Raw genomic sequence first — 22,595 nt, forward strand, 5'->3', positions numbered from 1 at the left:
AAAAATTGATGGATAGGGTACAGTTGTTTATTAATATTAATGTCTGGTAAAGATTTAAGACCCACCTGCGGATAGACGAGTCGCTATCGCTTCTAGAATCAAGGCTAATTATTATAACATTGAAAATTAAGATTATAAAATTATTCGCGTTAAAAGACAAACCGCCTTTATTCTACTATACTTTTTAAGCTATTATCTAGCTTAACCGAACACTAAGGGTATATGAACTAAAAAGGTTCGGTTTGTTATGAACAAACCGAACCTTGCTTTACTTTTTTAATAAGAGATTACTGCCCTTTTACCTTTTCTTTAAATTTTTCAAACCTACTAGGTTGATTAGAAGAAGGCCAGCTATTATTAGTAATATCAATATCTGCCGTTTCCAGATTAGGATCCACCGTGATTTTGGTAATTGCTTTTTCTGAGGCTATTGCTTTTTTGACCCGATCGTCATTTTTTCTCCAGATTTCTGCCGGATACGTAATCATTTCCTTAGTTCCGTCATCATAGGTATATTCTACAATTAAGGGCATTACCAATCCACCCGGTTTGTTAAAAACTACTTCGTAAAAATATTTAGGTTGTTTAATTGTAGCTCTCTCCTCTTTAGTAAAATTATCCATTAAATATTCATTCATAGTCACCGGATCTTCCAGAATAGCTCCATTTTCTTTTAGGCGTTTATAATCTTTACCTCCTTCTTCTACCATAAAGATATTGTTACCATAGGTTCTCACCGATTTACTTTGTGCATTTACCATGGCTGTTGCTTCCAGAGTAGGTACTTTTGATACTACGAATTTTTTTACCTCTTCTACCCCGATATCTGTATAGTCTGTCGTATAAAACCATCCTCTCCAAAACCAATCCAGGTCTACCGCAGAGGCATCCTCCATCGTTCTAAAAAAGTCCTCAGGGGTAGGATGTTTAAACATCCAGCGTTGCGAATAGGTTCTAAAAGCGTAATCAAAAAGATCTCGTCCCATTACAGTTTCCCGTAAAATATTTAATCCGGTAGCTGGCTTAGAATACGCATTAGGACCAAATTGATGGATATTATTGGATTGCGTCATAATAGGTGAGATACGGCGTTGATCGCCACTCATATACGGTACAATTTTAGCTGCCGGCCCCCTTTGAGAAGGATAAGCTTTATTAGGAGCAACCGCTTTAGGATAGTTTTCACCAAAATCCTGTTCGGCTACGTATTGTACAAATGTGTTTAATCCTTCGTCCATCCAGGTCCATTGCCGTTCGTCGCTATTAACGATCATAGGGAAGAAGTTATGACCTACTTCATGGATGATCACACTCATCATTCCAAATTTGGTACGATCGTCATACGAACCATTGGGTTCAGGACGTCCGTAATTCCAGCAAATCATAGGATATTCCATACCCTGATTTTTTGCATGTACAGAGATCGCTTTGTGATACGGATAATCAAAGGTCATCCGACTATAGGATTTTAAGGTACTTGCCACTACTTTAGTAGACCATTCTTCCCATAAAGGGTTTCCTTCTTTAGGATACAGCGATACGGCCATTACGTCTTTTTGACCTACTTTAACTGCCATCATATCCCAAATAAACCTTCGGGAAGAAGCAAATCCAAAGTCCCTGACCATTTCTGCTTTGAACTTCCAGGTTTTTTTATCTTCGGCAAATTTCTTTTCTTTTGCTTTTGCTTCTTTTTCAGTTACAATAAAAACCGGTTTGTCATAAGATTTCTTAGCTTTTTCATAGCGAGCCACCATTTCGTCAGTAAAAACTTCTTTGCGATTGCTCAGTCTGCCTGTAGCATCCAGGATATGGTCTGCAGGAACGGTAATATTTACTTCAAAGTTCCCAAAAGGCAAAGCAAACTCTCCTCTACCCCAAAACTGATGAACCTGCCATCCTTCAACATCGTTATAGACTGCCATCCTGGGATAGAATTGTGCGATTACAAAAGACCGGTTACCATCTTCAAACTCTTCATATCCCGACCGACCACGATCTTTAGTATGTTCATTAATATTATACCACCAATCGATTGAAAAAGTAAATTTTTCACCTGGTTTTAACTTCTTATCCATTTCAACCCGCATCATGGTGCTGTTGATCATATAGGTGATTTTTTTTCCATCTGCTCCTTTTACAGAAGTAATATTAAATCCTCCGTCAAAAGGTTCTGACAAATATTTCTTTTTAAAGAAAGTAGAAGGTGTTGCCGGATCAATACCATCACCCTGGATTAACGGTGTCTTAGAATTCTTTGCCCGCATGTTCTGATCCAGTTGTACCCATAAAAACTCTAAGGGGTCCGGTGAATTATTATGATAGGTTATGGTTTCTTTACCATATAACTTAGCGTTTTTATCGTCCAGTTCGATATCCATTTTATAATCAGCCTGTTGCTGATAATATTGAGGCCCAGGAGCCCCGGAACCGTTACGGTATACATTAGGCGTAGCAAACTCATCATATAGTTGCTTAAACTTGTTTTGATTGGTATGTCCTAAGGCTCTTTGATTAGTATTATTTTCCTGAGCATAAGAATTTGAAACTAATACCGCCATAAAAACGGCAATCATAAAATAAGCTTTCTTCATATGAAATCCTGTTGAGTTATTAATCTAAGTAATACTACTTCCTATGGCAAAATAATATATTTTAAAGGTTTATATTTTTATTCACCAAACTTTAACATGCCTTTAATTTCTTCATCCTGTAAAATGATACTTTTACGTTCCTTCTCGGTAATTACATGGATAATATTTTGTTGTTCAGAAAATAAATCTAACAACAGCGAATTTTCTACGGTAATTTGAGCTAATTCTTTTACATTATTTACTTCAAGATAACATAGTAACAAATCGTTCTCATATTCCATTCCTATAAAAACAGTTTCTACTTTCTGATCATTCACTTCCAGATTGAATTTCTTATGAAAATAGTTGTTTACGTATTTTTGAATTTCAGGTTGTTCTTTTTCAGGATCTAACCGAAAGTTCGTTCCAAAACGCTCGTTAAGCACCTTCTCGATATCATCAACAAAAACACGTGAAATAATTTGTAATGCTTTTTTTTCTTTTACAAATTCGATTTGGGTAACACTTACGTAAAATTTATGGAGGTTTATAAAAGAAACCAGTATAGAAATCAATAGTAAAAAAGAAACGTATTTAAAAAAACGGAAGTAAAAAGATCCCATACTTGATATATTATAAAGATCATGCCAAGATAGTTTAAAAATCAGTCAATAGCGATCGGTGTTTGTAGGTTTACATAATCTTTAGCTTTTTCCTGTAAAAATTCAAAGAGTTGATAGGTTTGTTCTTCTTTAATGTACTTTTTATACAAAGCATCTTCTTCACAGAAATACAAAAAATCATCTACGGAATCTATAGGTATTCCTAGTCCTTCAGAAAGTAAGCGTAGCGAAAGTACCTGTTTGGTTTTAGCAATCCTAGCTTCGGTTTTTTCAATTTCAATTAATTTTTTAATCATTTTAATCTTCCCGTTAAGCAGGTTTATAATCAAATCCAAAGGGATACCACTTGCAGAAGTAGTGGCCGTATACAATTTACGCTCAGCAGGTGTTTTTTCTTTTTTAGTCCTATAAGGTAACCCCAGATTTTTTGCGGTAAGTACCGGAGCGGAAGTAATCCCTCTTACGTCTTTATCTAACCTGCCGGATAGACTAATATTACTAATAGTTACGGGTTCCAGTTCTTGTGTTTGCGTAGTAAGCTGTACAATCAAATTCTGTTTACGAAAATCCGCCTGATTAATCACTACTATTTTTTGTTCGTATTGCACAGACGAGAATATAACAGAATCCCCTACTTTTACTGGAATGGTAAAATTACCAAATGCATCGTTAGTAGTTCCTAGGTTTTGAGTTAAGTTAATAATATTGATAGCATATCCCTGTAGCTGATCCGCTATAATTCGACCTTCAATCTCCTGTGCTTGTAGACCTTGCCAAGAAGAGATCAAACTAAAAGTTGTAAAAAGTAATTTTTTGACCATACTTTTAAAAAGACCTGGTCTCCTGAGAAATGTGACTAAAAAGGATCTATTTTTTTATGTGATCCTTATAAGCCTCACTTTGTACAATTAAAAATTCGATCAGATCTAGTTCTTTTCCTTTTTTCAGATAAGAAGCATTCAGGCCTTTTTGTTCGGCGTAATCCATAAAGTCATCAATTTGGGTCAACTCCAGATTTAGATTTTCTTTAAAAAAGCGATCGTCATACATTCTTTTTACTGCAACGTCCACGTTTTCTATAGTTTTTTTATTTTTTTTACTTCCGAAGGCTGCCTTAAATAAGTTAATAAAATTAAGTCCATATTTCATCCGAATCCCAAAAGGAATATTTGTTTCGGCAGTAGACAATTCATCCGGAGTCCAGCGATAATCAACGTCATTAATCGGTGCGCTTGCCTGCTCTTCTACGTTAGCTAAATTCCCATAGTTTACCGCTACCCGAGACACATCTGCCTTTACATTTCCGGAAAGGTCATAAGGCGTTACCACTACTTCATCCAATAGATTAACGGATTCATTAAGATAAACCGTCATCTTTTTAGTATCAATTATACTTTTATCCACTACCACCGTAAAGGTTTGATACTGCATGGCCGTAATTTCAATTTTATTATCCAGTGCTGCATTTATTTCAAACTCCCCCTTTTTATTAGTGATCGTAGCTTGATTTAAACTTTTATTATAAATTACAATCCCTTCTACATCATCTCCTACCGGAGCATTTATTTTTCCTGTAATGGTAATATCTTTTTCTTGAGCTATGACACATCCTACGGTCACCAGAAATAGTAATAAAAGAAGTTTAGTTTTCATAAATATTGAATAGTTTCAATCAAATTACCAAATTTTTGAAGATACACCATTAATTTTTTCACAAATAAATATATACTATCTAAAAACAAGAATAAATACTACAAATCTCTCCGTAAAAGTTAGAATTTTTAAGTTAACACGCTATATCAACCAAATTGATTTTTATCATTCTAGTATAGCTTTCTACTATCTACGATCTTACGTACCACTAATTATTATTTAGCTATAGTGTACCTTTACAAAAATTCTTTTTATGGCAAATTGTATTATCGCAAGTACTTCTTCCCTTTTTGGTCAACAACCTTTAGCATATTTTAAAGACACAATACAAGAATTGTATAAAGGGTGTAGAAAGGTACTTTTTATTCCTTATGCCCGTCCGGGCGGAAGAACCCACGATCAATACACAGCACTCGTGGTTCCTATATTTAAGGAACTCGGAATTACCTTAGTGGGTATTCACACCTTTGAAAATGCCGTACAAGCGATTCAAAATACTGAAGCTTTTTATACAGGAGGTGGTAATACCTTTATGCTAGTACACCAGTTATACCAAAACCAATTAATAACAAAATTAAAAGAAGAAATCTTAAAAGGAAAACCGTATTTAGGAACTAGTGCGGGAAGTAATATTTGCGGACTCACCATGCAAACCACAAATGATATGCCCATCGTACAACCTCAAAGTTTTAAGACTTTGGGAATTTTACCTTTTAATATCAACCCACATTATCTAGACCCTAACCCGGATTCTACACATAACGGAGAAACCCGGGAAACCCGAATTAAAGAATACCACGCGTTTAATACGCCCCCGGTAATCGGCCTGAGAGAAGGTAGTTGGATAAAAATAAAGGACGAAAAAATTACCCTACAAGGCAAGCTAACCGCACGGATTTTTGAGCAAAATAAAACCCCTTATGAAATTACCCCGGAGACGGATGTAAGCTTTTTAAAATAATTATGGAATACGCAGACATACTAAAAACCATTGAACAAGAGATTAAACAACAAAAACTTACCGGAAAAGTTGCTAATTATATCCCGGAACTGGCTAAAGTAGACCCAAATGCTTTTGGGATGCACGTACTTTGTAACGACGGGAGTCATTTTGGGTTCGGTGAACAACATACTCCTTTTTCTATTCAGAGTATTTCTAAAGTATTTATGCTTACCCTGGCTTTTAAGTATCTTGAAGAACAAGAAATTTTTAAGCGTGTAGGAGTTGAACCTTCCGGTGATCCTTTTAATTCGTTGATTCAATTAGAACAAGAAAAAGGAATCCCCAGAAATCCTTTTATCAATGCCGGTGCCCTTGTAATCTGTGATATTTTGCTGGAGGTTTGTGGCAACCCTCAAGCAGAATTGGTTAAAATGATACAAAGAATGGCTGATATAGATAAAGTTCCGATCAATCAGGATGTTTTTGATTCTGAAATGAAGTGTAGCCAACGTAATCAAGCGCTTATTAACTTTATGAAATCCTTTGGTAACATAAAACACGAAATAAACGAAGTATTGACGTTATACACCCATTTTTGTGCAATCGAATTAACCTGTGCGGAACTTGCTGGAAGTTTTACTGTTTATGCGAAAAACGGTAAGTTATCTGACGGAACACAACTTATTACCGCTTCTCAAACAAAACGGATTAATGCCCTGATGCAAACCTGCGGATTTTATGATGAAGCCGGCGAATTTAGTTACCGTATCGGTTTACCTGGTAAAAGTGGCGTAGGTGGCGGTATTGCAGCGGTACACCCTAATGAATTATCCGTAACTGTCTGGAGCCCCCCATTAAATAAAAAAGGAAATTCGGAATTAGGAATGTATGCCTTAGAACGTTTTACGACCTTAAGTGGAGTTTCGGTTTTTTAAATTGGATTTTAAAGTTGTTTGGCAATTGAATGATCATAGTAGTTTTCTGCATAAATTGATAAATCCCACAACATATCGTAAATTATGCCTGCTAATACGACTATGTATATAAGCTTATGAAAAAGTATTTGGAAGGTTTTATAGAAGCAATTACAGGAACGCTTAACTGGACCTGGCAATCCATATGTTTTGAAGTCCCCTGGTATACAAACTATTTTTATGGATTGATCGCTATTTCTTTGTTCGTTTGGGGTTTAGAAATTATATTCCCCTGGCGGAAAGAACAGGCGGTATTGAGAAAAGACTTCTGGTTAGATGCGTTTTATATGTTCTTTAATTTTTTTGCTTTTTCCATAGCCATCAGTGGGTTCTATAAAATATTACAACTAGTTTTTACAGATATAGGTATTCAGGAAAACTCACTGGCCCTTTTTGATCCATCGGATTGGCCTCTCTGGACGCAACTCCTGGTGTTTTTTATTGTTTTGGATTTTGTACAATGGTTTACACATACTTTATTGCATAAATACGCTGTTTTATGGAGATATCATAAAGTGCACCATAGTGTAAAAGAAATGGGCTTTGCCGCACACCTTCGCTATCACTGGATGGAAAATATTTTATATAAACCTTTAAAGACTTTTGCCGTTATGATCTTGTTTGGCTTTGAACCCCAACAAGCCTACGTTGCACATTTTCTTGCAATTACCATTGGTCATATAAATCATGCTAATATTAAAATTACCTGGGGACCTTTAAAGTATATTTTAAACAACCCGGTAATGCATTTATACCACCATGCCTACGAGCTTCCTGAAGGTACCTACGGAGTAAATTTTGGGATTAGCTTAAGTCTGTGGGATTACCTTTTTAAAACAAATTACATTCCTGAGGATAGTGGCACCATACCTTTGGGCTTTCCTGGAGACGAGGCTTTTCCTTCTTCTTTTATTGGTCAAAACACATACGGTTTTAAAAAAGGGCAACACTAATTTACAGCTGGATTAGGCTTAAAAGATAATAGAGCTCTTCATCTATTAAATCAGAACTTTTTTATTCCTTTGTGAAGCCATTGTGACCAATTTTTATCATAGGTATGCACTTCTTGGGTACTACCAGTATCATTGTAGACAGGTTGATCCTGATGTACCCATTCAAAAATACCACCATATAAATTAGAGACATTGGTAAATCCGGCATTCACTAATTTTTCGGCAATTTTCTCACTTCTATACCCTACGGTACAGTATACAATTATTTTTTGGTCTTTGGGAATATCCCTTACTTTTTTTAAAGCAAATGAATTATAACCTACCCAGGTAGCACCTTTAATACGACTTACTTTATATTCCTTTTTTTCCCGGGTATCCAGGTATATACAATCCTGTTCCATAGCAATATCTCCCGGTAGAACTTCCTGAACCTGATGGGTAAGTAACGAATCTAACATTTGTTCAAACCGGGGGTTCGTCAGCTTTGCCTGTCCGAAGGAGGTAAATGCTATTTGAATAACTAAAAGTAATAATCCAACTTTTCTCATAATCCTAATAATTTATCTTACTAAAGATAAGCCGAATTTAGAAAGGTTATATCTTTTATCTTACTTAATAGATAACACTTCCCAGACTATTCAGGGAAGTACGGCGAGCAATAGCGATCTTAAATCTTTACCAAACTTTAATATCTTAAATTCGATCTTATGAAAATACTTCAACTTGATGCTATTACTTACATAGGTATATGGTAAAAAAAGTGCGCTTCTGTAATTTTATCATTGACCACTTTATACAAACAGATTTCATCAAATTTTTGACGCCCTCTCTCTTTAAAAGTCACATCCATCATCATTCTTACGGCAAAATAACCATAAGCAACCAGTGGATCAGAAGTATAGTCTTCATGTACTTCTATGATAGAATTTTGCCATTCTTTAAACGCTTCAAGATGACTTGCTTTACCTTTAATTACTCCATTGGGAACGCCCTCCATCTCTTTACTTACAGCATCCTCAGCATACAGTTCTTTATAGGCTTCTTCTATCTTACCATTCTTACAATAATCGACTAACTTCTTTGCAATATCTTTAGTATTCATTCGTATAATTGTTACAATTCAAATGAAAACTATTAAAATATTTTGAAAGATAACATAGTATTCTTGTTAAAAAGCGATAAGAATATAAGTCTATGGGTTACTAAAAAAGACGTTTTTTGCGTAGAAATGGCACCCGTAAAGAGCTATTAAATTTCTAACTCTACCAAAAACATAGTATTTATTGAATCTATAAAATTAAAATTTTTCGGTACCATTTGGTGAAACAAAATTTTACTAAAAATGAATTGATTTTTATAGGTTATTATACAGTATTATCAACTATTTACTATTAAATTCAAGATATCATTATTCATTCTCTTAATTTTATGATTTACATTAAGGTTTCTACGGATCAGGTTTAATCAATTTTAAAAAAGCATTGTATCTTTATATTTGATAGAGCACATTTTGTGAGTATTTGATATTTTTAATATATTACTTTCTAGATTACTAACACACCAATACTTTTATTATGAAAAAGGGCAATTCCATCTTCTGTTTATTATTATTAATTGTCTTTTTATGTCATAATTTGCAAGCACAGCGTAAATCTCGAAAAGTAGATGACTGGAAAAAAGAGTGGACTTCCTTTACCCCTAATACTATTGAATATCCTGAAGTAGATACCATTATTAGTGGCAATATTGATAAAGACCTCCATTTATGTAGATATAAAACCTATGCACTTTCCGGAGACGTGTATGTCACGAATAATGCAAAATTAAGTATTGGCGCAGGAACTATTATTCGTTGTGACTCTCAAAATCCAACCAATCTTATTGTTACCAAAGGAGCAAAATTAGTAGCTATTGGGAGCAAACGTATTCCTATAGTTTTCACCTCAAATAAGCGAACGGGAAATAAAAAAGCAGGTGATTGGGGTGGCATTTATGTAATGGGTTCCGGAACTATATCGGATACTTCAGGACTTCCATCTGACTCATTACCTTCTTCTTTAAAATTAGGGGAGTATGGAGGTACGGACATAGATGAAGAAACGGTTATTATGAGATATGTACGGGTAGAATATGGTGGTAAGGTTACTAAAACTAACGCTGAGGGGGCAGCTTTAAATTTTTACGCCCTGGGAAATACTTCGTCCTTAGATAACGTGATGGTTAGTTACTCTCAAAACGATAGTTTTTCATTTACCGGAGGAGATGGTTATTTTAGTAAATTTATCTCTTATAAAACCGGAGATGATGATTTTTATATTCAGAGAGGTTTTAAAGGAGGAATCAAAAAGAGTTTAGTCTTACGAGACCTTACTACTCTAAATACGGATCATTCTTTTGCAATTGAAGCTAAAGGATTCTCTGTAGTTGAAGAAACTACAAATACGGAAGACATTGCCTTTGCTTCCTTTAGGAATTTTATTTTTGCAAATGAGATAGATGACCCAAATCAAGATACTATTAAAGCATTGGTATCCCTTCAAAATTTGGCAAAAGTCCATATCTACGATTCTACCATTTCCGGATTTTCTAATGTAGTTGCATTTGACAACAGTTATACGGATGATAACCAGGTAAGAAAATCATTTACCGTTAATAACTCCATTATTAATATTAACAAAGACGTCCTTATCCTTCCTTCACATATTGACAAGACTTTTGTAAAGAGTACCGTGAAATATAATCAATATACAGAAAACCCAATAAATTTTAAGCAACTTTTCACCAATACAACACCTGAAAATTTAGAAGATTTAGACGTGGACGAAACCTTTGTGAAATCCGCCCGATTATCCGGGATGGATTAGAAAATCCGAGTATATTTTAAATAATCAATTAACAACTCTATATCTAATTTACATTTTGTATAAACCTTCTAATTTCAGCTATCCGGAAGAGCTTTAAAACATACCATTAGATGGTAATTATTTACTACTTACCCTCTGTCAAATAAAATCTAGATCTTCTCAAATATATTGATATAATACCTGTGGAGTTATAGCACTATGTGACGAATGATGAACCGTTTCTCCATTACGAATCACGATAAATTGCGGAGATTCATGAAATACCTGAAATTCTGCAGCTATATCCTGAGAAATATCTTTGTGGTTTAATAAATCCAGGTAATACAGATCTACTTGTTCGCCTTCCAGGTCAAAACTACTTTCAAAATTACGCAATGCCATCTTACTGATACCACAACGGGTGGAATGCTTAAAAATAGCTTGGGTACGGTTTTTAGAATCCTCTCTAATTGTTTTTAACTGATCTGAGCTCTTTAATTCTTTCCAGGGAATTAACTTCTGATTTTCATTTTCTTTTTTATTCGAACTGGAATCTCCGAAGAGGCTTTTAAATATACCCATAACCATTAATTTTTTTATGTTTTAAACAAATATACCTTTATAAACTAAATTAATTTAACCCTTATCTAATTGTTTATAACAGTATTGTCCAACAACAGTCATTTAGTCAGTTAAATCTTACAATTATCAGACAATTTGACTGTAGTTCAATCCGGGTATATAATTTGAAGAACCTCAAAGAAACCAAAATAGTAAAGCACATGAATTTTAATAATTTTACCATAAAGTCCCAGGAAGCTATTCAACAAGCGCAACAATTAGCGCAAAGTTTGGGACATCAGCAAATTGAAAACGAACATATATTTAAAGCCATATTTAATGTAGATGAGAACGTACTTCCTTTTTTATTAAAAAAATTAAATGTAAACGTAACTCTTTTACAACAGGTCTTGGATAGCACACTTTCCAGTTTTCCTAAAGTATCAGGTGGAGAAATCCAATTGTCCAGAGAAGCCGGAAAAACGCTAAATGAAGCAAGTATCATCGCAAAAAAAATGAACGATGAATATGTTTCCATAGAACATTTAAGCCTTGCCATTTTTAAATCAAAAAGTAAAATTGCTCAGATTTTAAAGGACCAGGGGGTTACTGAAAAATACTTAACGGAAGCTATTCAGGAAATCAGGAATGGCGAACGGGTTACTTCACAGAGCGCTGAAGAAACCTATCAGTCTTTAAGCAAGTACGCTAAAAATTTAAATGAACTAGCCGAAAGTGGAAAGTTAGATCCGGTAATCGGTCGGGATGAAGAAATTCGAAGAATCTTACAAATATTATCCCGTAGGACTAAAAATAATCCCATGTTGGTAGGTGAACCGGGAGTAGGTAAAACTGCAATTGCCGAAGGATTAGCCCATCGTATTGTAGATGGAGATGTTCCGGATAACCTTAGAAATAAGAAGATTTTTTCTTTAGATATGGGGGCTTTAATTGCCGGGGCCAAGTTTAAAGGTGAATTTGAAGAACGCCTAAAAGCAGTAGTTAAAGAAGTTACCTCTAGTGAAGGAGATATTGTTCTTTTTATTGATGAAATACATACGCTAGTTGGTGCCGGAGGTGGACAGGGTGCCATGGATGCAGCAAATATCTTAAAACCTGCTTTAGCCAGGGGTGAATTACGTGCAATCGGAGCAACTACTCTAGATGAATACCAGAAATATTTTGAAAAAGATAAAGCTCTAGAAAGACGTTTCCAAAAAGTCATTGTAGATGAACCGGATACAGAAAGTGCCATATCGATCTTAAGAGGAATAAAAGAAAAATACGAAACCCATCATAAAGTTCGAATTAAAGATGAAGCTATTATCGCTGCGGTTGAATTATCACAGCGTTATATCACCAATCGTTTCTTACCGGACAAAGCTATTGATTTGATGGATGAAGCAGCTTCTAAACTACGGATGGAAATTAATTCAAAGCCGGAAGAGTTAGATGTTTTAGATCGAAAAATCATGCAGTTGGAGATTGAAATAGAGGCTATTAAGCGTGAAAATGATGAGAGTAAACTAAAATCTTTAAATGCAGACCTTGCTAATTTTAAAGAAGAAAGAAATGAAATTTATAGCAAATGGCAAAGCGAAAAAGAAGTAGTAGATGCGATTCAGAACGCTAAAACAGCGATTGAAGAATATAAGATGGAAGCCGAACGTGCGGAACGAAACGGTGATTATGGTAAAGTAGCCGAATTGCGCTACGGAAAAATTAAGGATACACAAGCAGAACTGGACGAGCTACAACAGCAATTGGATCAACAACAAAGTAAATCTTCCTTAATTAAAGAGGAAGTTACTAATGAAGATATTGCTGAAGTTGTGGCTAAATGGACAGGTATACCGGTAACCAAAATGTTACAAAGCGACCGTGAAAAATTGTTAGTTTTGGAAAAAGAACTACAAAAAAGAGTGGTTGGTCAGTATGAAGCCATACAAGCGGTAAGTGATGCCGTTCGCCGTAGTCGGGCTGGCTTACAAGATCAGCGGAAACCTATCGGGTCCTTTTTATTCTTAGGAACAACCGGGGTAGGTAAAACCGAATTGGCAAAAGCCTTGGCAGACTACCTGTTTAATGATGAAAATGCGATGACTCGAATCGATATGAGTGAATATCAGGAAAGGCATTCGGTGAGTCGATTGGTAGGTGCACCTCCGGGATATGTAGGTTATGATGAAGGCGGACAATTAACTGAAGCGGTTCGAAGAAAACCATATTCCGTAGTATTGTTAGATGAAATTGAAAAAGCACATCCGGACACCTTTAATATTTTATTACAGGTACTGGATGAAGGTAGGTTGACAGATAATAAAGGAAGAACGGCTGATTTTAGAAATTGTATTATCATCATGACGAGTAATATGGGAAGTCATATTATCCAGGATAAATTTGAGACGGTACCTGACGTGCATAGTGCTATGGAGGGTGCTAAAGTAGAAGTTCTAGGTTTATTAAAACAAACTGTACGACCTGAATTCCTGAACCGTATTGATGATATTATCTTGTTCGCTCCGTTGTCCCAGTCGAATATTAAAGAAATTGTTTCTTTACAATTACGGAATGTTTCCAGAATGTTAGCGCAACAGGGAATTACGCTAGATGCAACCGAGCAAGCTACAGAATGGTTGGCAGAACGTGGTTTTCAGCCGGAATTTGGAGCCCGACCAGTTAAACGAACCATACAAAAGGAAGTACTTAATAAACTTTCAAAAGAGATCTTAGCGGGTAAGGTAACGATTGACAGTATTATTCTACTTGATGCTTTTAATGACGAATTGGTTTTTAGAAATCAAGCAGAACTGGTTTCTTAAAGACTATACTTCTTTAATATATGAATCCCCATTCCTTTATAGTTTGGGGATTTTTGTTTTAAATATTATTAGTGTCAGGTTAGAATAAATAAAAGTTTATAAAGAATAGTAATATAAGGTGATACCAAACTTTAAAGTGTTTGTAAGTTGCTTTTTCACTTTTTTAAAAGTAATTCCTTCTTTAACATAAATATTGATTTTCAATACTATATGATTAGTCTTGATTCTTGTTTCTAGAAGCGATAGCGACCTGCTCATCTGCAGGCGGATCTTGAATCTTTACCGGACACTAATGTTTAAATAGATGGAATTAATTTAAGTTATCATGTTAAGTTCAAGGCGAGCAAATTTTAAAATAGTATTTTTCTACTTAAAATTTAATTCCGTATAAAGCTTGTTCATTTAAATGAGCGGGCTTTTTTTACATACATAAATATTAGATTTTTTCTACCTAAAATTCATAAAATTTAAAAATTATTGTACTTTTGGGAACCTTTTAACAAACTCGTAATTATGAATACAGGAATTAACTACCTAAAGCAAGTCGTAGCACTTGGCTTTATTTTATTACTTACATCAAATCTAGACATCACCGCACAAAACGGAGCGGTAGGTAAATTTGGGCGGCTACAAGTAAACGGAAACAAAGTAACTGCAGAAGACGGTACTGAAATCAGTCTCGCTGGAATGAGTTTATTCTGGAGCAATGCTGCCTGGACACTGAGTGATTTTTACAACAAAGAAACAGTAGATCATTTGGCTAATAACTGGAATGCTTCCATAGTAAGAGCTGCAGTTGGTGTTACTGAAACCTGGGATGGTGGTCGTGGCTATATTGGCAATGGGACTGATTTTTATGCAGCAGGAAGAGAATGGAAAGATGCGAAGGAGTTTAATTTAGTTCGTTTAGAAGCCGTGATTGATGCTGCTATTGCAAATGATATATATGTCATCGTAGACTGGCATACGCATGAAGCTGAAAAATATGTAAACGAAGCCGTAGAATTCTTTGGCTATATTTCTAAAAAGTACGGATCTAATGATCATATTATATACGAAATCTATAACGAACCTTATGGAGCCAGACAAGGTAATCCTAAAACCTCATGGTCAACTATTAAAAATTATTCACGACCTGTAATTGCAGAAATCCGTAAGAATGATAAGGATAATTTAATTGTGGTAGGTACTTCTACCTGGTCGCAGGATGTTGATGAACCTGCTGCAGATCAAAACTGGATAAACGATCCTAACATAGCATATGCCTTACACTTTTATGCCAATACTGCTGATCACCAACAACCTTTAAGAAATAAAGCGAAATTAGCTATGGATGCTGGTATTGCTCTCTTTGTTACAGAATTTGGATCTGTAAGTGCTGATGGGAACGGAGGTTTTAATCGAAACCAAACTAACCAATGGATTAATTTCTTAAAAAATAATAAAGTAAGTTTTGTAAACTGGTCTTTAAGTGACCTAAATGAAACATCCGCAGTAATAACTGCCAAAGCGGACCCTAGTAATCCCAGTAATTCTGATTTAAACGGAGTACAACGATTTTTAAACAACGATCTGACCGCTCCTGGTAATTTCATGAAAAGTATTGTACAACAGCAAAATACCTTATCTGCACCAGAGGTTATTTTAAATGGCGAACAAATTAAAATCTACCCGTTACCTGCTGAAGATAGGATTACTATTGAAGCAGAAGATATAATCAACACGATTTCAATCCTGGATTTAACCGGAAAATTATTGGTTACTCAACAAGTAAGTAAATTAAATCCTGAAGTTTCTACGGAAGCCTTGACTACCGGTAACTATATCTTAAAAATAGAAGCAAACGGAAAAACAGCAAGTGCTTTGATTACTAAAAAGTAAATTAAACTTTTAAGAAGTTGTAATTTTACAGAATGCCGGTAAGATTACATAGACTAACGCTACTTTTGTCAATACTATCGTTAATGATAGGTTGTAAAAGTAGCGTTACTTTTTTTAGTAATCCGGAAATTCAATTTTTGGATGAACATATCGTTACTAATGATTCCATATTCTCTGGTTCTTCTATCGGTGGTTTATCCGGTATTGATTATAACCCAATTTCTAATCATTTTAACCTGGTTTGCGATGATGCCTATAATCCGAGGTTTTATCAAGCTAATATTGCTTTTAAAGATTTTAAAATTGACACTATTATATTTGAAAAACTGACTAAGTTTGATACTACTTCTCAACTATTGGTAAATCGAAATGTATTAGATTTAGAAGGTATACGAATGTTTGATAATACGTTTCTTTTTTCTAGTGAAGGTTCCATTAATTATCAAAAAGAGCCTAGTATATTTCAAACGGACCGTAATGGAAAAATACTTTATTCTTACACACTTCCCTCCTATTTTTTAGCAGATAGTACGGCCATAAATCAACCTCGTCACAACGCGGTTTTTGAAGGTATTACTGTTTCTTTTGATAAAAAAGGCTTTTGGGCAGCGACAGAGCTTCCGCTGGAAAAAGACGGATACGAACCTTCATATAACTCTAACGGAGCACCTGTTCGTTTGACTTATTTTGATTTTAAGTTAAAAAAAGCAATAAAGCAGTTTATTTATTCTTTAGATAAACTATCAAAAGACCCAAAAGGTACATTTGCGGTAAACGGTGTAACCGAAATACTTCAAATTTCAAAAAAACAATTTTTAGTTCTGGAAAGAGAATATGTTGCAGGTTATGGTACCCAAGGAAACAACGTTCGGATTTACCTGGCAGACTTTACAAACGCTACTAATACATTAAACGACGTAGTTTTAAAAGAAAAACATATTCCAGCAACTAAAAAACTACTATTTACTTTTGAAAGCGTTCGGTCACAACTTACTCGTCAAATCGTAGACAATCTGGAAGGAATGACCTTTGGCCCTAAATTGCCAAACGGAAATTTATCCTTACTTTTAGTAGCAGATAATAATTTTAATCCCCCTGCACAGCAATTAAACCAGTTTATTTTATTGGAACTTAAATTTAACTAGTATGTATAAAGCACTCATTCTGCTTCCGTTTTTACTATTTCTTTTTGCCTGTCAGCAAATTAAAAAGGTAGATCAACCATCAGAAAAATCACAGGATAAAACCACTACTTACTATTTTATCAGACATGCCGAAAAGGAACTTCAAGGGGGTAATCCTGATCTTACGGAAGAAGGAAAGCAACATGCCAAAAAATGGGGTTCATACTTTACTAATAAAAACTTGGATGCTATTTACAGTACCGATTATAACCGAACCCAACAAACCGCACAGATAATTGCGGATCAATTAAACCTTAGCGTAACAAGTTATAATCCAAATGATAGTTATACGGAAAATTTTAAACAAAACACTCATCATAAAAATGTCCTGGTGGTAGGACATAGTAATACCATTCCTGATTTTGCTAATACTATTATTGGAGAACATAAATTTTCAGATATATCTGAGGATGACTATGATCAGCTTATCACTATTACAATTAAAGATTCAACCGTTACCAGTTCAATAGCTACTATAAATAACTAACCTTTGAAGTAAATCTAACAACAATCCTGTTCAAAAAACACCCTGATATTTTCTGTGTTTATTTCAGATAATAATTTCAGCTTTCCAGCTTCATATAACTTGTCTAATTGATGTAGCGAAATTGAAAGATCATCTGTTTTGTAATTTTTATAATCTACAAATCGAATCCCCTTGATCACCCTAGGATTAAAAGCCTCCCTAAATCGGATACCCCCGCCATTTACCGCATATTGATATGCCAGGTAATCTATGGTAAAATTTTCTTTATGAATCCAATATAAAAATACATCTTCAAAATCGGTTCCGCCACCTTCCTGGATAAAAGTTACTTCTACTTTATAATAAGGTTGATATTTGATCGTACCCTCCCCAATCAACTTTTTATTAACCGCCGGGGCATTAAGTCCGAAAGGTAAAGAAGCAAAATAATGTACCGAATTTACTCCATCGCTTATACGGGTTAACAAAGAATCAGTTACCAATTGCGGACAGTGATCCAGGTATCGTTCTAGTCCATTATTAGATACAATATCTTGCAGTAAACCTTCAGGTTTTATTACTGTTCTTTCTAAACGGTAGGCTCCTAAGTTACGCCAACTTTGATATTGATTTCCCCTAAAAGTAAATTGAATGGTTGCTTTATCGAATAACGCACCGCCAGCTTTTTCTATAGCTTTATCAATAATTTTATCTGCACTTACCTGTGCATTAAGAGTATTGGTAATTCCAAGAATTATTAATATTAAATATACAATTTGTACTATCTTTTTTATCTTTTTCATATGAAGAATTTTGCTAAGTATTTAGCGAACTTTTATTTTGCCGTAATAAGATAAGAAAACTTACGTCATACGATTGTTTTAAAGTACACTTCTGCCTTTTTACTAACTTGATATTATCTTAGTATTAACATTAACAAACATATAATTTTAGGTATTAGTGTTAGTTCTTAAAAATAAACTTATCAATATAACAGCCTTCATCTTAAGAATAGGAATTAATTATATTTCTACTCTTAAATATTAGTTCGCAACTCTTTAAAACAAAGTTTTGCCAGTAAAGGTTTACTACATTCTATCTATAATACAAAGATGCTTTTTGTAGCTTTGCATTTTTAAAAGACCAAAATATAAGAACACTTATAGCATGCTGCAACAAAATGTAAATATATTAAACCGAAAGGCAAAATTCGAATATGAATTTCTTGATACTTACGTTGCAGGAATAAAACTGGTTGGCACTGAAATTAAAGCTATTCGGGAAGGAAAGGCCAGTATTGCAGAGAGTTTTTGTGAATTTCATAACGGAGGTGAACTTTTTGTAATTAATATGCATATTCAGGAGTATTCGCATGCTTCACATTTTAACCATAATCCTAAAAGCGAACGTAAATTACTTTTAAACAAAAGGGAATTACGAAAACTAGAAAAAGAAGTTAAAAATTCAGGATTAACAATTGTACCTACCCGACTTTTTATTAATGAACGAGGTTTTGCTAAATTAAAAATTGCACTGGCAAAGGGTAAAAAATTATATGATAAACGAGAAACTATTAAAGATCGGGATAATAAACGTGCCCTGGATCGTATAAAAAAGAATTTTTAAGTTGAATTGAAGTGGCTTGATTAACCATCTATTTAAAAACTGCCTAGTCCTTTCTTTAGATATACTTATATTTTGAGCATTACGTTCAAATTAACATCGTTGATATTAAATTTAGCTGTTCTATTTTCAATAAATACTAGATTACCATACATAGGTTTTCCAATAATTCCAGCAACATTATTACAAAAATCTGGGTAATCTTTTAGAATTGAATAGTTATCGTCAAAGTTTAGATATTCCTTTAAATCTTTATCTGTAATAAAATCTTTTTGTAGATTAATAACATCAATGCAAATGATCAATTTATAATTATTTAATGTTACTAAATCTCGGTATGTTTTTTCTTTATTTGTTATTTTCGATAATTGAGGAATAAAATTCGTAATTGAAGTACAATAGGAATTCTGTTGATTTCCGTAATAGCCATTTCTCTTAAACAAATTTATTCTGTCATTTAATTCTTTCTCTATCGGGTTTATTTTTTTTACTTCAAAAATTATATTTTCACTTTCAGATTTCACCAACCAGTCAGGGGTTTTTCCATTTATTTTAGGTTCATAAATAACCTCTGAAAATAATTGATTTAAAGTATAGCCAAATTCCATTTCAGAAAAAATTGATAGTATGTTAATTTCATTTTTTTCTTTAATTAATTTCCTTGAAAATATTCCGTCATAGTTTAGATCTAAGAACTTAAGATTTCTTCTATAATCAGATTTATTATTAAGAATTTTCTTAGCTATTTCGTTCATTGTAATGCTTACAACCTTAATTTATAATTTTAAAAGTGGCAAAACTAAGAACTATTTAATTCTTATTCTCTAAAAGTGGTACAAATCTAAATTCTCCAAATTCGTGCTTTTCAAATTTAGTTTCACTTTTACGAACAAATAATGTCATAATTTGCGGATCATTACCTACGGGAATGACCAGGCGCCCACCGATTTTTAATTGCGCCAACAGGGGATTGGGAACAAAAGGGGCTCCTGCGGTTACAATAATGCCATCAAAAGGTGCATACCGATCCAGGCCTTTGTACCCGTCACCAAAAGAAAGGTGCTTTGGGCGGTAGCCTAATTTAGGTAAAAAGAGTTTAGCTTTTTTAAACAGTTCCTTTTGTCGTTCAATACTATATACTTTTACCCCTAATTCACATAGAACCGCCGTTTGAAATCCGGAACCGGTTCCAATTTCAAGAACCCTGTCTCCCGGCTTAATTTCTAACAATTCTGTTTGAAAAGCAACGGTATAAGGTTGAGAAATAGTTTGATTTGCACCAATAGGAAATGCTTTATCTTGATAGGCATGGTCTTCAAACCCTGAATCCATAAATAAATGCCTGGGAATTTTACCAATAGCATTTAGTATGGAAGTATCTTCAATTCCTTTTTCCATTAAAATAGTAAGCAATTGTTTGCGCTTACCAGCATGTTTTAATGTATCGCGGTAGATCATTTGAAATGTAGCAGTTAAGAAGTTAAAATTACATAAAGATTCTTAATTTTTACTAACAATTTTAAGAAAATTTTAGCTTTTTTTATATCTTCTTATTTTTGAAAGTATTATGACTTTACCTGTCAAATAATATTATTTTTGTGAAAAACCAAACATATGCTAAAAGCAGGAGTGTTGGGTGCGGGACACCTGGGTAAAATTCATCTTCGCTTGTTACAACAATCCGAATTATATGACCTTATCGGATTTTATGATTCTGATCAAAAAAATGCAATGCAGGTTGCAAAAGAATACGGATATCCTCTGGTAGCTTCTATTAAAGAACTGATTGACATCGTAGAAGTAGTGGTTATCGTAACCCCTACTCTTTTTCATTTTGACGTGGCAAAACAAGCTATTCTTGCCGGAAAACATGTATTTATAGAAAAACCGATTACAAATACGGTAGCAGAAGCCGAGGAACTGATTGCGTTGGCAAAACAGCAACAAGTATTAGGGCAAGTAGGTCATGTAGAACGTTTTAACCCGGCTTTTACTGCTGTTTTCGGACAAATTAACAACCCAATGTTTATTGAAGCACATCGATTATCTGAATTTAATCCCAGGGGTACGGATGTCCCGGTAGTTTTAGATTTAATGATTCATGACCTGGATGCTATACTCAGTGTAGTTGATGCTCCTATTAAAAATATCAGTGCCAGCGGTGTTTCTGTGATAAGCGAAACCCCGGATATTGCTAATGCTCGTATTGAATTTGAAAACGGATGCGTAGCCAATTTAACGGCAAGCCGAATTTCCTTAAAAAATATGCGCAAATCGCGTTTTTTTCAAAAGGATGCTTATATTTCTATTGATTATTTTGAAAAAAAATGCGAAGTGGTCAAAATGAAAGAAGCCCCGGAACAACCGGATGATTTTGCTATGATTTTACAAAATGCAGAAGGGGTAAAAAAACAAATTTATTTTGATAACCCTCATGTAGCAGAAAATAATGCTATCCTAGATGAACTGGAATCTTTTGCAAAAGCAATTAAGGAAGGTACTGTACCGGTAGTAACTTTAAAAGACGGAAAGCGGGCATTATCTGTAGCTTATCAGATTATGAATTGTTTTTAAATCTACTATTTACACAAATTAATCATTTATTATGAATAAAATTGTTGTTATTGGCGCCGGAACTATGGGCAATGGCATTGCTCATACCTTTGCTCAATATAATTACCAGGTAACGCTGGTAGATACTTCTTCAACGGCACTGGAAAGCGGAATGGCGAATATTACTCATAACCTGGACCGTATGGTTCAAAAGGAAAAGATTACTGATAAAGTAAAAGAACAAACTTTAGCTAATCTTATTACAGCTACTTCATTATCCAAATGTGTAGAAGATGCTGATTTGGTAGTGGAAGCTGCAACCGAAAATCTGGATGTTAAACTGGCTATTTTTAAAGAATTAGACAACTTATGTCCTGAAAAATCAATTTTAGCTTCTAATACCTCGTCTATTTCTATCACTCAAATTGCAGCGGTTACGCAACGGCCGGAAAAAGTCATTGGCATGCATTTTATGAACCCGGTTCCTATAATGAAACTAGTGGAAGTCATTAAAGGTTATTCCACTTCAGAAGAAGTGCTACAGGAAATTATGGAACTTTCTCAAAAACTTCAAAAAGAACCTGTTTTAGTCAATGACTACCCCGGATTTGTAGCTAATCGTATTTTAATGCCTATGATTAATGAAGCCATAGAGACCTTATATCATGGAGTAGCAGGCGTTCCGGAGATTGATACAGTCATGAAATTAGGTATGGCACATCCTATGGGGCCTTTACAATTGGCTGATTTTATCGGATTAGATGTATGCTTATCTATTCTGGAAGTATTGTACCGTGGGTTTAAAAATCCGAAATATGCACCTTGCCCGTTATTAGTAAACATGGTTCGAGCCGGAAAATACGGGGTAAAAAGCGGAGAAGGTTTTTACAATTATTCAACTTCTCGTAAAGCAGAAGTAGTGGCGAATCAGTTCAAAAGGTAA

General features: G+C 34.3%; 21 protein-coding genes. 11 read left to right on the forward strand and 10 right to left on the reverse strand.

Annotated elements, in window-relative coordinates:
• Positions 1–287 precede the first annotated feature (287 nt).
• The 4 genes from NBT05_RS17915 to NBT05_RS17930 form a co-directional block, all read right to left on the reverse strand.
• On the reverse strand, positions 288–2,594 hold the full coding sequence (locus NBT05_RS17915) for a M1 family metallopeptidase (protein WP_265771268.1): 2,307 nt from the start codon (positions 2,592–2,594) through the stop codon (positions 288–290).
• 77 nt (positions 2,595–2,671) lie between these two features.
• Positions 2,672–3,196, reverse strand: coding sequence for a DUF6702 family protein (locus NBT05_RS17920; protein WP_265771269.1), 525 nt, complete (start codon positions 3,194–3,196; stop codon positions 2,672–2,674).
• A gap of 41 nt (positions 3,197–3,237) precedes the next feature.
• The gene (locus tag NBT05_RS17925) at positions 3,238–4,017 is read right to left on the reverse strand and encodes a hypothetical protein (protein ID WP_265771270.1); all 780 of its coding nucleotides are present in this window, start codon (positions 4,015–4,017) and stop codon (positions 3,238–3,240) included.
• Positions 4,018–4,063: 46 nt separating this feature from the next.
• Complete coding sequence (locus NBT05_RS17930) at positions 4,064–4,849, reverse strand: carboxypeptidase-like regulatory domain-containing protein (protein WP_265771271.1); 786 nt, start codon at positions 4,847–4,849, stop codon at positions 4,064–4,066.
• Between the two features lie 253 nt (positions 4,850–5,102).
• Between NBT05_RS17930 and pepE the strand changes: the two genes are divergently transcribed.
• The 3 genes from pepE (at position 5,103) to NBT05_RS17945 (ending at position 7,719) form a co-directional block, all read left to right on the forward strand.
• Positions 5,103–5,810: a dipeptidase PepE gene (gene pepE, locus NBT05_RS17935; protein WP_265771272.1), complete on the forward strand. Its 708-nt coding sequence runs from the start codon at positions 5,103–5,105 to the stop codon at positions 5,808–5,810.
• 2 nt (positions 5,811–5,812) lie between these two features.
• A complete protein-coding gene (locus tag NBT05_RS17940; RefSeq protein WP_265771273.1) occupies positions 5,813–6,727 on the forward strand; it encodes a glutaminase in 915 nt (304 codons plus the stop codon).
• A 116-nt stretch (positions 6,728–6,843) separates the two neighbouring features.
• The gene (locus NBT05_RS17945) at positions 6,844–7,719 is read left to right on the forward strand and encodes a sterol desaturase family protein (protein ID WP_265771274.1); all 876 of its coding nucleotides are present in this window, start codon (positions 6,844–6,846) and stop codon (positions 7,717–7,719) included.
• A 50-nt stretch (positions 7,720–7,769) separates the two neighbouring features.
• On the opposite strand, the gene NBT05_RS17950 is transcribed toward NBT05_RS17945, so the two are convergent.
• Positions 7,770–8,267 (reverse strand): rhodanese-like domain-containing protein, encoded by a 498-nt coding sequence (locus NBT05_RS17950; protein WP_265771275.1) that lies wholly within the window; start codon positions 8,265–8,267, stop codon positions 7,770–7,772.
• Positions 8,268–8,455: 188 nt separating this feature from the next.
• Positions 8,456–8,821: a SnoaL-like domain-containing protein gene (locus NBT05_RS17955; RefSeq protein WP_265771276.1), complete on the reverse strand. Its 366-nt coding sequence runs from the start codon at positions 8,819–8,821 to the stop codon at positions 8,456–8,458.
• A 472-nt stretch (positions 8,822–9,293) separates the two neighbouring features.
• Between NBT05_RS17955 and NBT05_RS17960 the strand changes: the two genes are divergently transcribed.
• A complete protein-coding gene (locus tag NBT05_RS17960; protein WP_265771277.1) occupies positions 9,294–10,583 on the forward strand; it encodes a hypothetical protein in 1,290 nt (429 codons plus the stop codon).
• Positions 10,584–10,742: 159 nt separating this feature from the next.
• On the opposite strand, the gene ytxJ is transcribed toward NBT05_RS17960, so the two are convergent.
• Positions 10,743–11,144 (reverse strand): bacillithiol system redox-active protein YtxJ, encoded by a 402-nt coding sequence (gene ytxJ / locus NBT05_RS17965; RefSeq protein WP_265771278.1) that lies wholly within the window; start codon positions 11,142–11,144, stop codon positions 10,743–10,745.
• 200 nt (positions 11,145–11,344) lie between these two features.
• Between ytxJ and clpB the strand changes: the two genes are divergently transcribed.
• The 4 genes from clpB to NBT05_RS17985 all read left to right on the forward strand — a co-directional run bounded on the left by clpB (position 11,345) and on the right by NBT05_RS17985 (position 17,497).
• Positions 11,345–13,945: an ATP-dependent chaperone ClpB gene (gene clpB, locus NBT05_RS17970; RefSeq protein ID WP_265771279.1), complete on the forward strand. Its 2,601-nt coding sequence runs from the start codon at positions 11,345–11,347 to the stop codon at positions 13,943–13,945.
• 513 nt (positions 13,946–14,458) lie between these two features.
• Positions 14,459–15,826, forward strand: coding sequence for a cellulase family glycosylhydrolase (locus NBT05_RS17975; protein ID WP_265771280.1), 1,368 nt, complete (start codon positions 14,459–14,461; stop codon positions 15,824–15,826).
• Positions 15,827–15,909: 83 nt separating this feature from the next.
• Entirely contained in the window at positions 15,910–16,971 is a 1,062-nt protein-coding gene (locus tag NBT05_RS17980; protein ID WP_265771281.1) for an esterase-like activity of phytase family protein, read from the forward strand.
• A gap of 1 nt (position 16,972) precedes the next feature.
• Positions 16,973–17,497 (forward strand): SixA phosphatase family protein, encoded by a 525-nt coding sequence (locus NBT05_RS17985; RefSeq protein WP_265771282.1) that lies wholly within the window; start codon positions 16,973–16,975, stop codon positions 17,495–17,497.
• 14 nt (positions 17,498–17,511) lie between these two features.
• Here NBT05_RS17985 and NBT05_RS17990 read toward each other — a convergent pair whose 3' ends face one another.
• Positions 17,512–18,279, reverse strand: a complete 768-nt coding sequence (locus NBT05_RS17990; RefSeq protein WP_265771283.1) for a DUF6503 family protein — start codon at positions 18,277–18,279, stop codon at positions 17,512–17,514.
• Between the two features lie 364 nt (positions 18,280–18,643).
• On the opposite strand from NBT05_RS17990, the gene smpB reads away from it, so the two are divergent.
• The gene (smpB, locus tag NBT05_RS17995; RefSeq protein ID WP_265771285.1) at positions 18,644–19,102 is read left to right on the forward strand and encodes an SsrA-binding protein SmpB; all 459 of its coding nucleotides are present in this window, start codon (positions 18,644–18,646) and stop codon (positions 19,100–19,102) included.
• 65 nt (positions 19,103–19,167) lie between these two features.
• On the opposite strand, the gene NBT05_RS18000 is transcribed toward smpB, so the two are convergent.
• Together NBT05_RS18000 and NBT05_RS18005 are read right to left on the reverse strand one after the other, a co-directional pair.
• Positions 19,168–19,854: a hypothetical protein gene (locus NBT05_RS18000; protein WP_265771286.1), complete on the reverse strand. Its 687-nt coding sequence runs from the start codon at positions 19,852–19,854 to the stop codon at positions 19,168–19,170.
• Positions 19,855–19,909: 55 nt separating this feature from the next.
• Positions 19,910–20,557 carry a protein-L-isoaspartate(D-aspartate) O-methyltransferase gene (locus tag NBT05_RS18005; protein ID WP_265771287.1) on the reverse strand — a complete coding sequence of 216 codons (648 nt, stop codon included), beginning with the start codon at positions 20,555–20,557 and terminating at the stop codon, positions 19,910–19,912.
• Positions 20,558–20,713: 156 nt separating this feature from the next.
• On the opposite strand from NBT05_RS18005, the gene NBT05_RS18010 reads away from it, so the two are divergent.
• Both NBT05_RS18010 and NBT05_RS18015 read left to right on the forward strand, forming a co-directional pair.
• Positions 20,714–21,673 (forward strand): Gfo/Idh/MocA family oxidoreductase, encoded by a 960-nt coding sequence (locus NBT05_RS18010; RefSeq protein ID WP_265771288.1) that lies wholly within the window; start codon positions 20,714–20,716, stop codon positions 21,671–21,673.
• 31 nt (positions 21,674–21,704) lie between these two features.
• On the forward strand, positions 21,705–22,595 hold the full coding sequence (locus tag NBT05_RS18015) for a 3-hydroxyacyl-CoA dehydrogenase family protein (protein ID WP_265771289.1): 891 nt from the start codon (positions 21,705–21,707) through the stop codon (positions 22,593–22,595).

Origin of the sequence: Aquimarina sp. ERC-38 (genome assembly GCF_026222555.1) — a bacterium.
Classification (GTDB): domain Bacteria; phylum Bacteroidota; class Bacteroidia; order Flavobacteriales; family Flavobacteriaceae; genus Aquimarina.

Coding starts and splice junctions, on each gene's coding strand:
- NBT05_RS17920 (WP_265771269.1), bottom strand. CDS start 3,196: ATGGGATCTTTTTACTTCCGTTTTTTTAAATACGTTTCTTTTTTACTA.
- smpB (WP_265771285.1), top strand. CDS start 18,644: ATGCTGCAACAAAATGTAAATATATTAAACCGAAAGGCAAAATTCGAA.
- NBT05_RS17945 (WP_265771274.1), top strand. CDS start 6,844: ATGAAAAAGTATTTGGAAGGTTTTATAGAAGCAATTACAGGAACGCTT.
- NBT05_RS17985 (WP_265771282.1), top strand. CDS start 16,973: ATGTATAAAGCACTCATTCTGCTTCCGTTTTTACTATTTCTTTTTGCC.
- NBT05_RS17940 (WP_265771273.1), top strand. CDS start 5,813: ATGGAATACGCAGACATACTAAAAACCATTGAACAAGAGATTAAACAA.
- clpB (WP_265771279.1), top strand. CDS start 11,345: ATGAATTTTAATAATTTTACCATAAAGTCCCAGGAAGCTATTCAACAA.
- NBT05_RS17955 (WP_265771276.1), bottom strand. CDS start 8,821: ATGAATACTAAAGATATTGCAAAGAAGTTAGTCGATTATTGTAAGAAT.
- NBT05_RS17980 (WP_265771281.1), top strand. CDS start 15,910: ATGATAGGTTGTAAAAGTAGCGTTACTTTTTTTAGTAATCCGGAAATT.
- NBT05_RS18010 (WP_265771288.1), top strand. CDS start 20,714: ATGCTAAAAGCAGGAGTGTTGGGTGCGGGACACCTGGGTAAAATTCAT.
- NBT05_RS17960 (WP_265771277.1), top strand. CDS start 9,294: ATGAAAAAGGGCAATTCCATCTTCTGTTTATTATTATTAATTGTCTTT.
- NBT05_RS17990 (WP_265771283.1), bottom strand. CDS start 18,279: ATGAAAAAGATAAAAAAGATAGTACAAATTGTATATTTAATATTAATA.
- NBT05_RS17925 (WP_265771270.1), bottom strand. CDS start 4,017: ATGGTCAAAAAATTACTTTTTACAACTTTTAGTTTGATCTCTTCTTGG.
- NBT05_RS18000 (WP_265771286.1), bottom strand. CDS start 19,854: ATGAACGAAATAGCTAAGAAAATTCTTAATAATAAATCTGATTATAGA.
- NBT05_RS18005 (WP_265771287.1), bottom strand. CDS start 20,557: ATGATCTACCGCGATACATTAAAACATGCTGGTAAGCGCAAACAATTG.
- NBT05_RS17915 (WP_265771268.1), bottom strand. CDS start 2,594: ATGAAGAAAGCTTATTTTATGATTGCCGTTTTTATGGCGGTATTAGTT.
- NBT05_RS17930 (WP_265771271.1), bottom strand. CDS start 4,849: ATGAAAACTAAACTTCTTTTATTACTATTTCTGGTGACCGTAGGATGT.
- NBT05_RS17975 (WP_265771280.1), top strand. CDS start 14,459: ATGAATACAGGAATTAACTACCTAAAGCAAGTCGTAGCACTTGGCTTT.
- pepE (WP_265771272.1), top strand. CDS start 5,103: ATGGCAAATTGTATTATCGCAAGTACTTCTTCCCTTTTTGGTCAACAA.
- ytxJ (WP_265771278.1), bottom strand. CDS start 11,144: ATGGGTATATTTAAAAGCCTCTTCGGAGATTCCAGTTCGAATAAAAAA.
- NBT05_RS18015 (WP_265771289.1), top strand. CDS start 21,705: ATGAATAAAATTGTTGTTATTGGCGCCGGAACTATGGGCAATGGCATT.
- NBT05_RS17950 (WP_265771275.1), bottom strand. CDS start 8,267: ATGAGAAAAGTTGGATTATTACTTTTAGTTATTCAAATAGCATTTACC.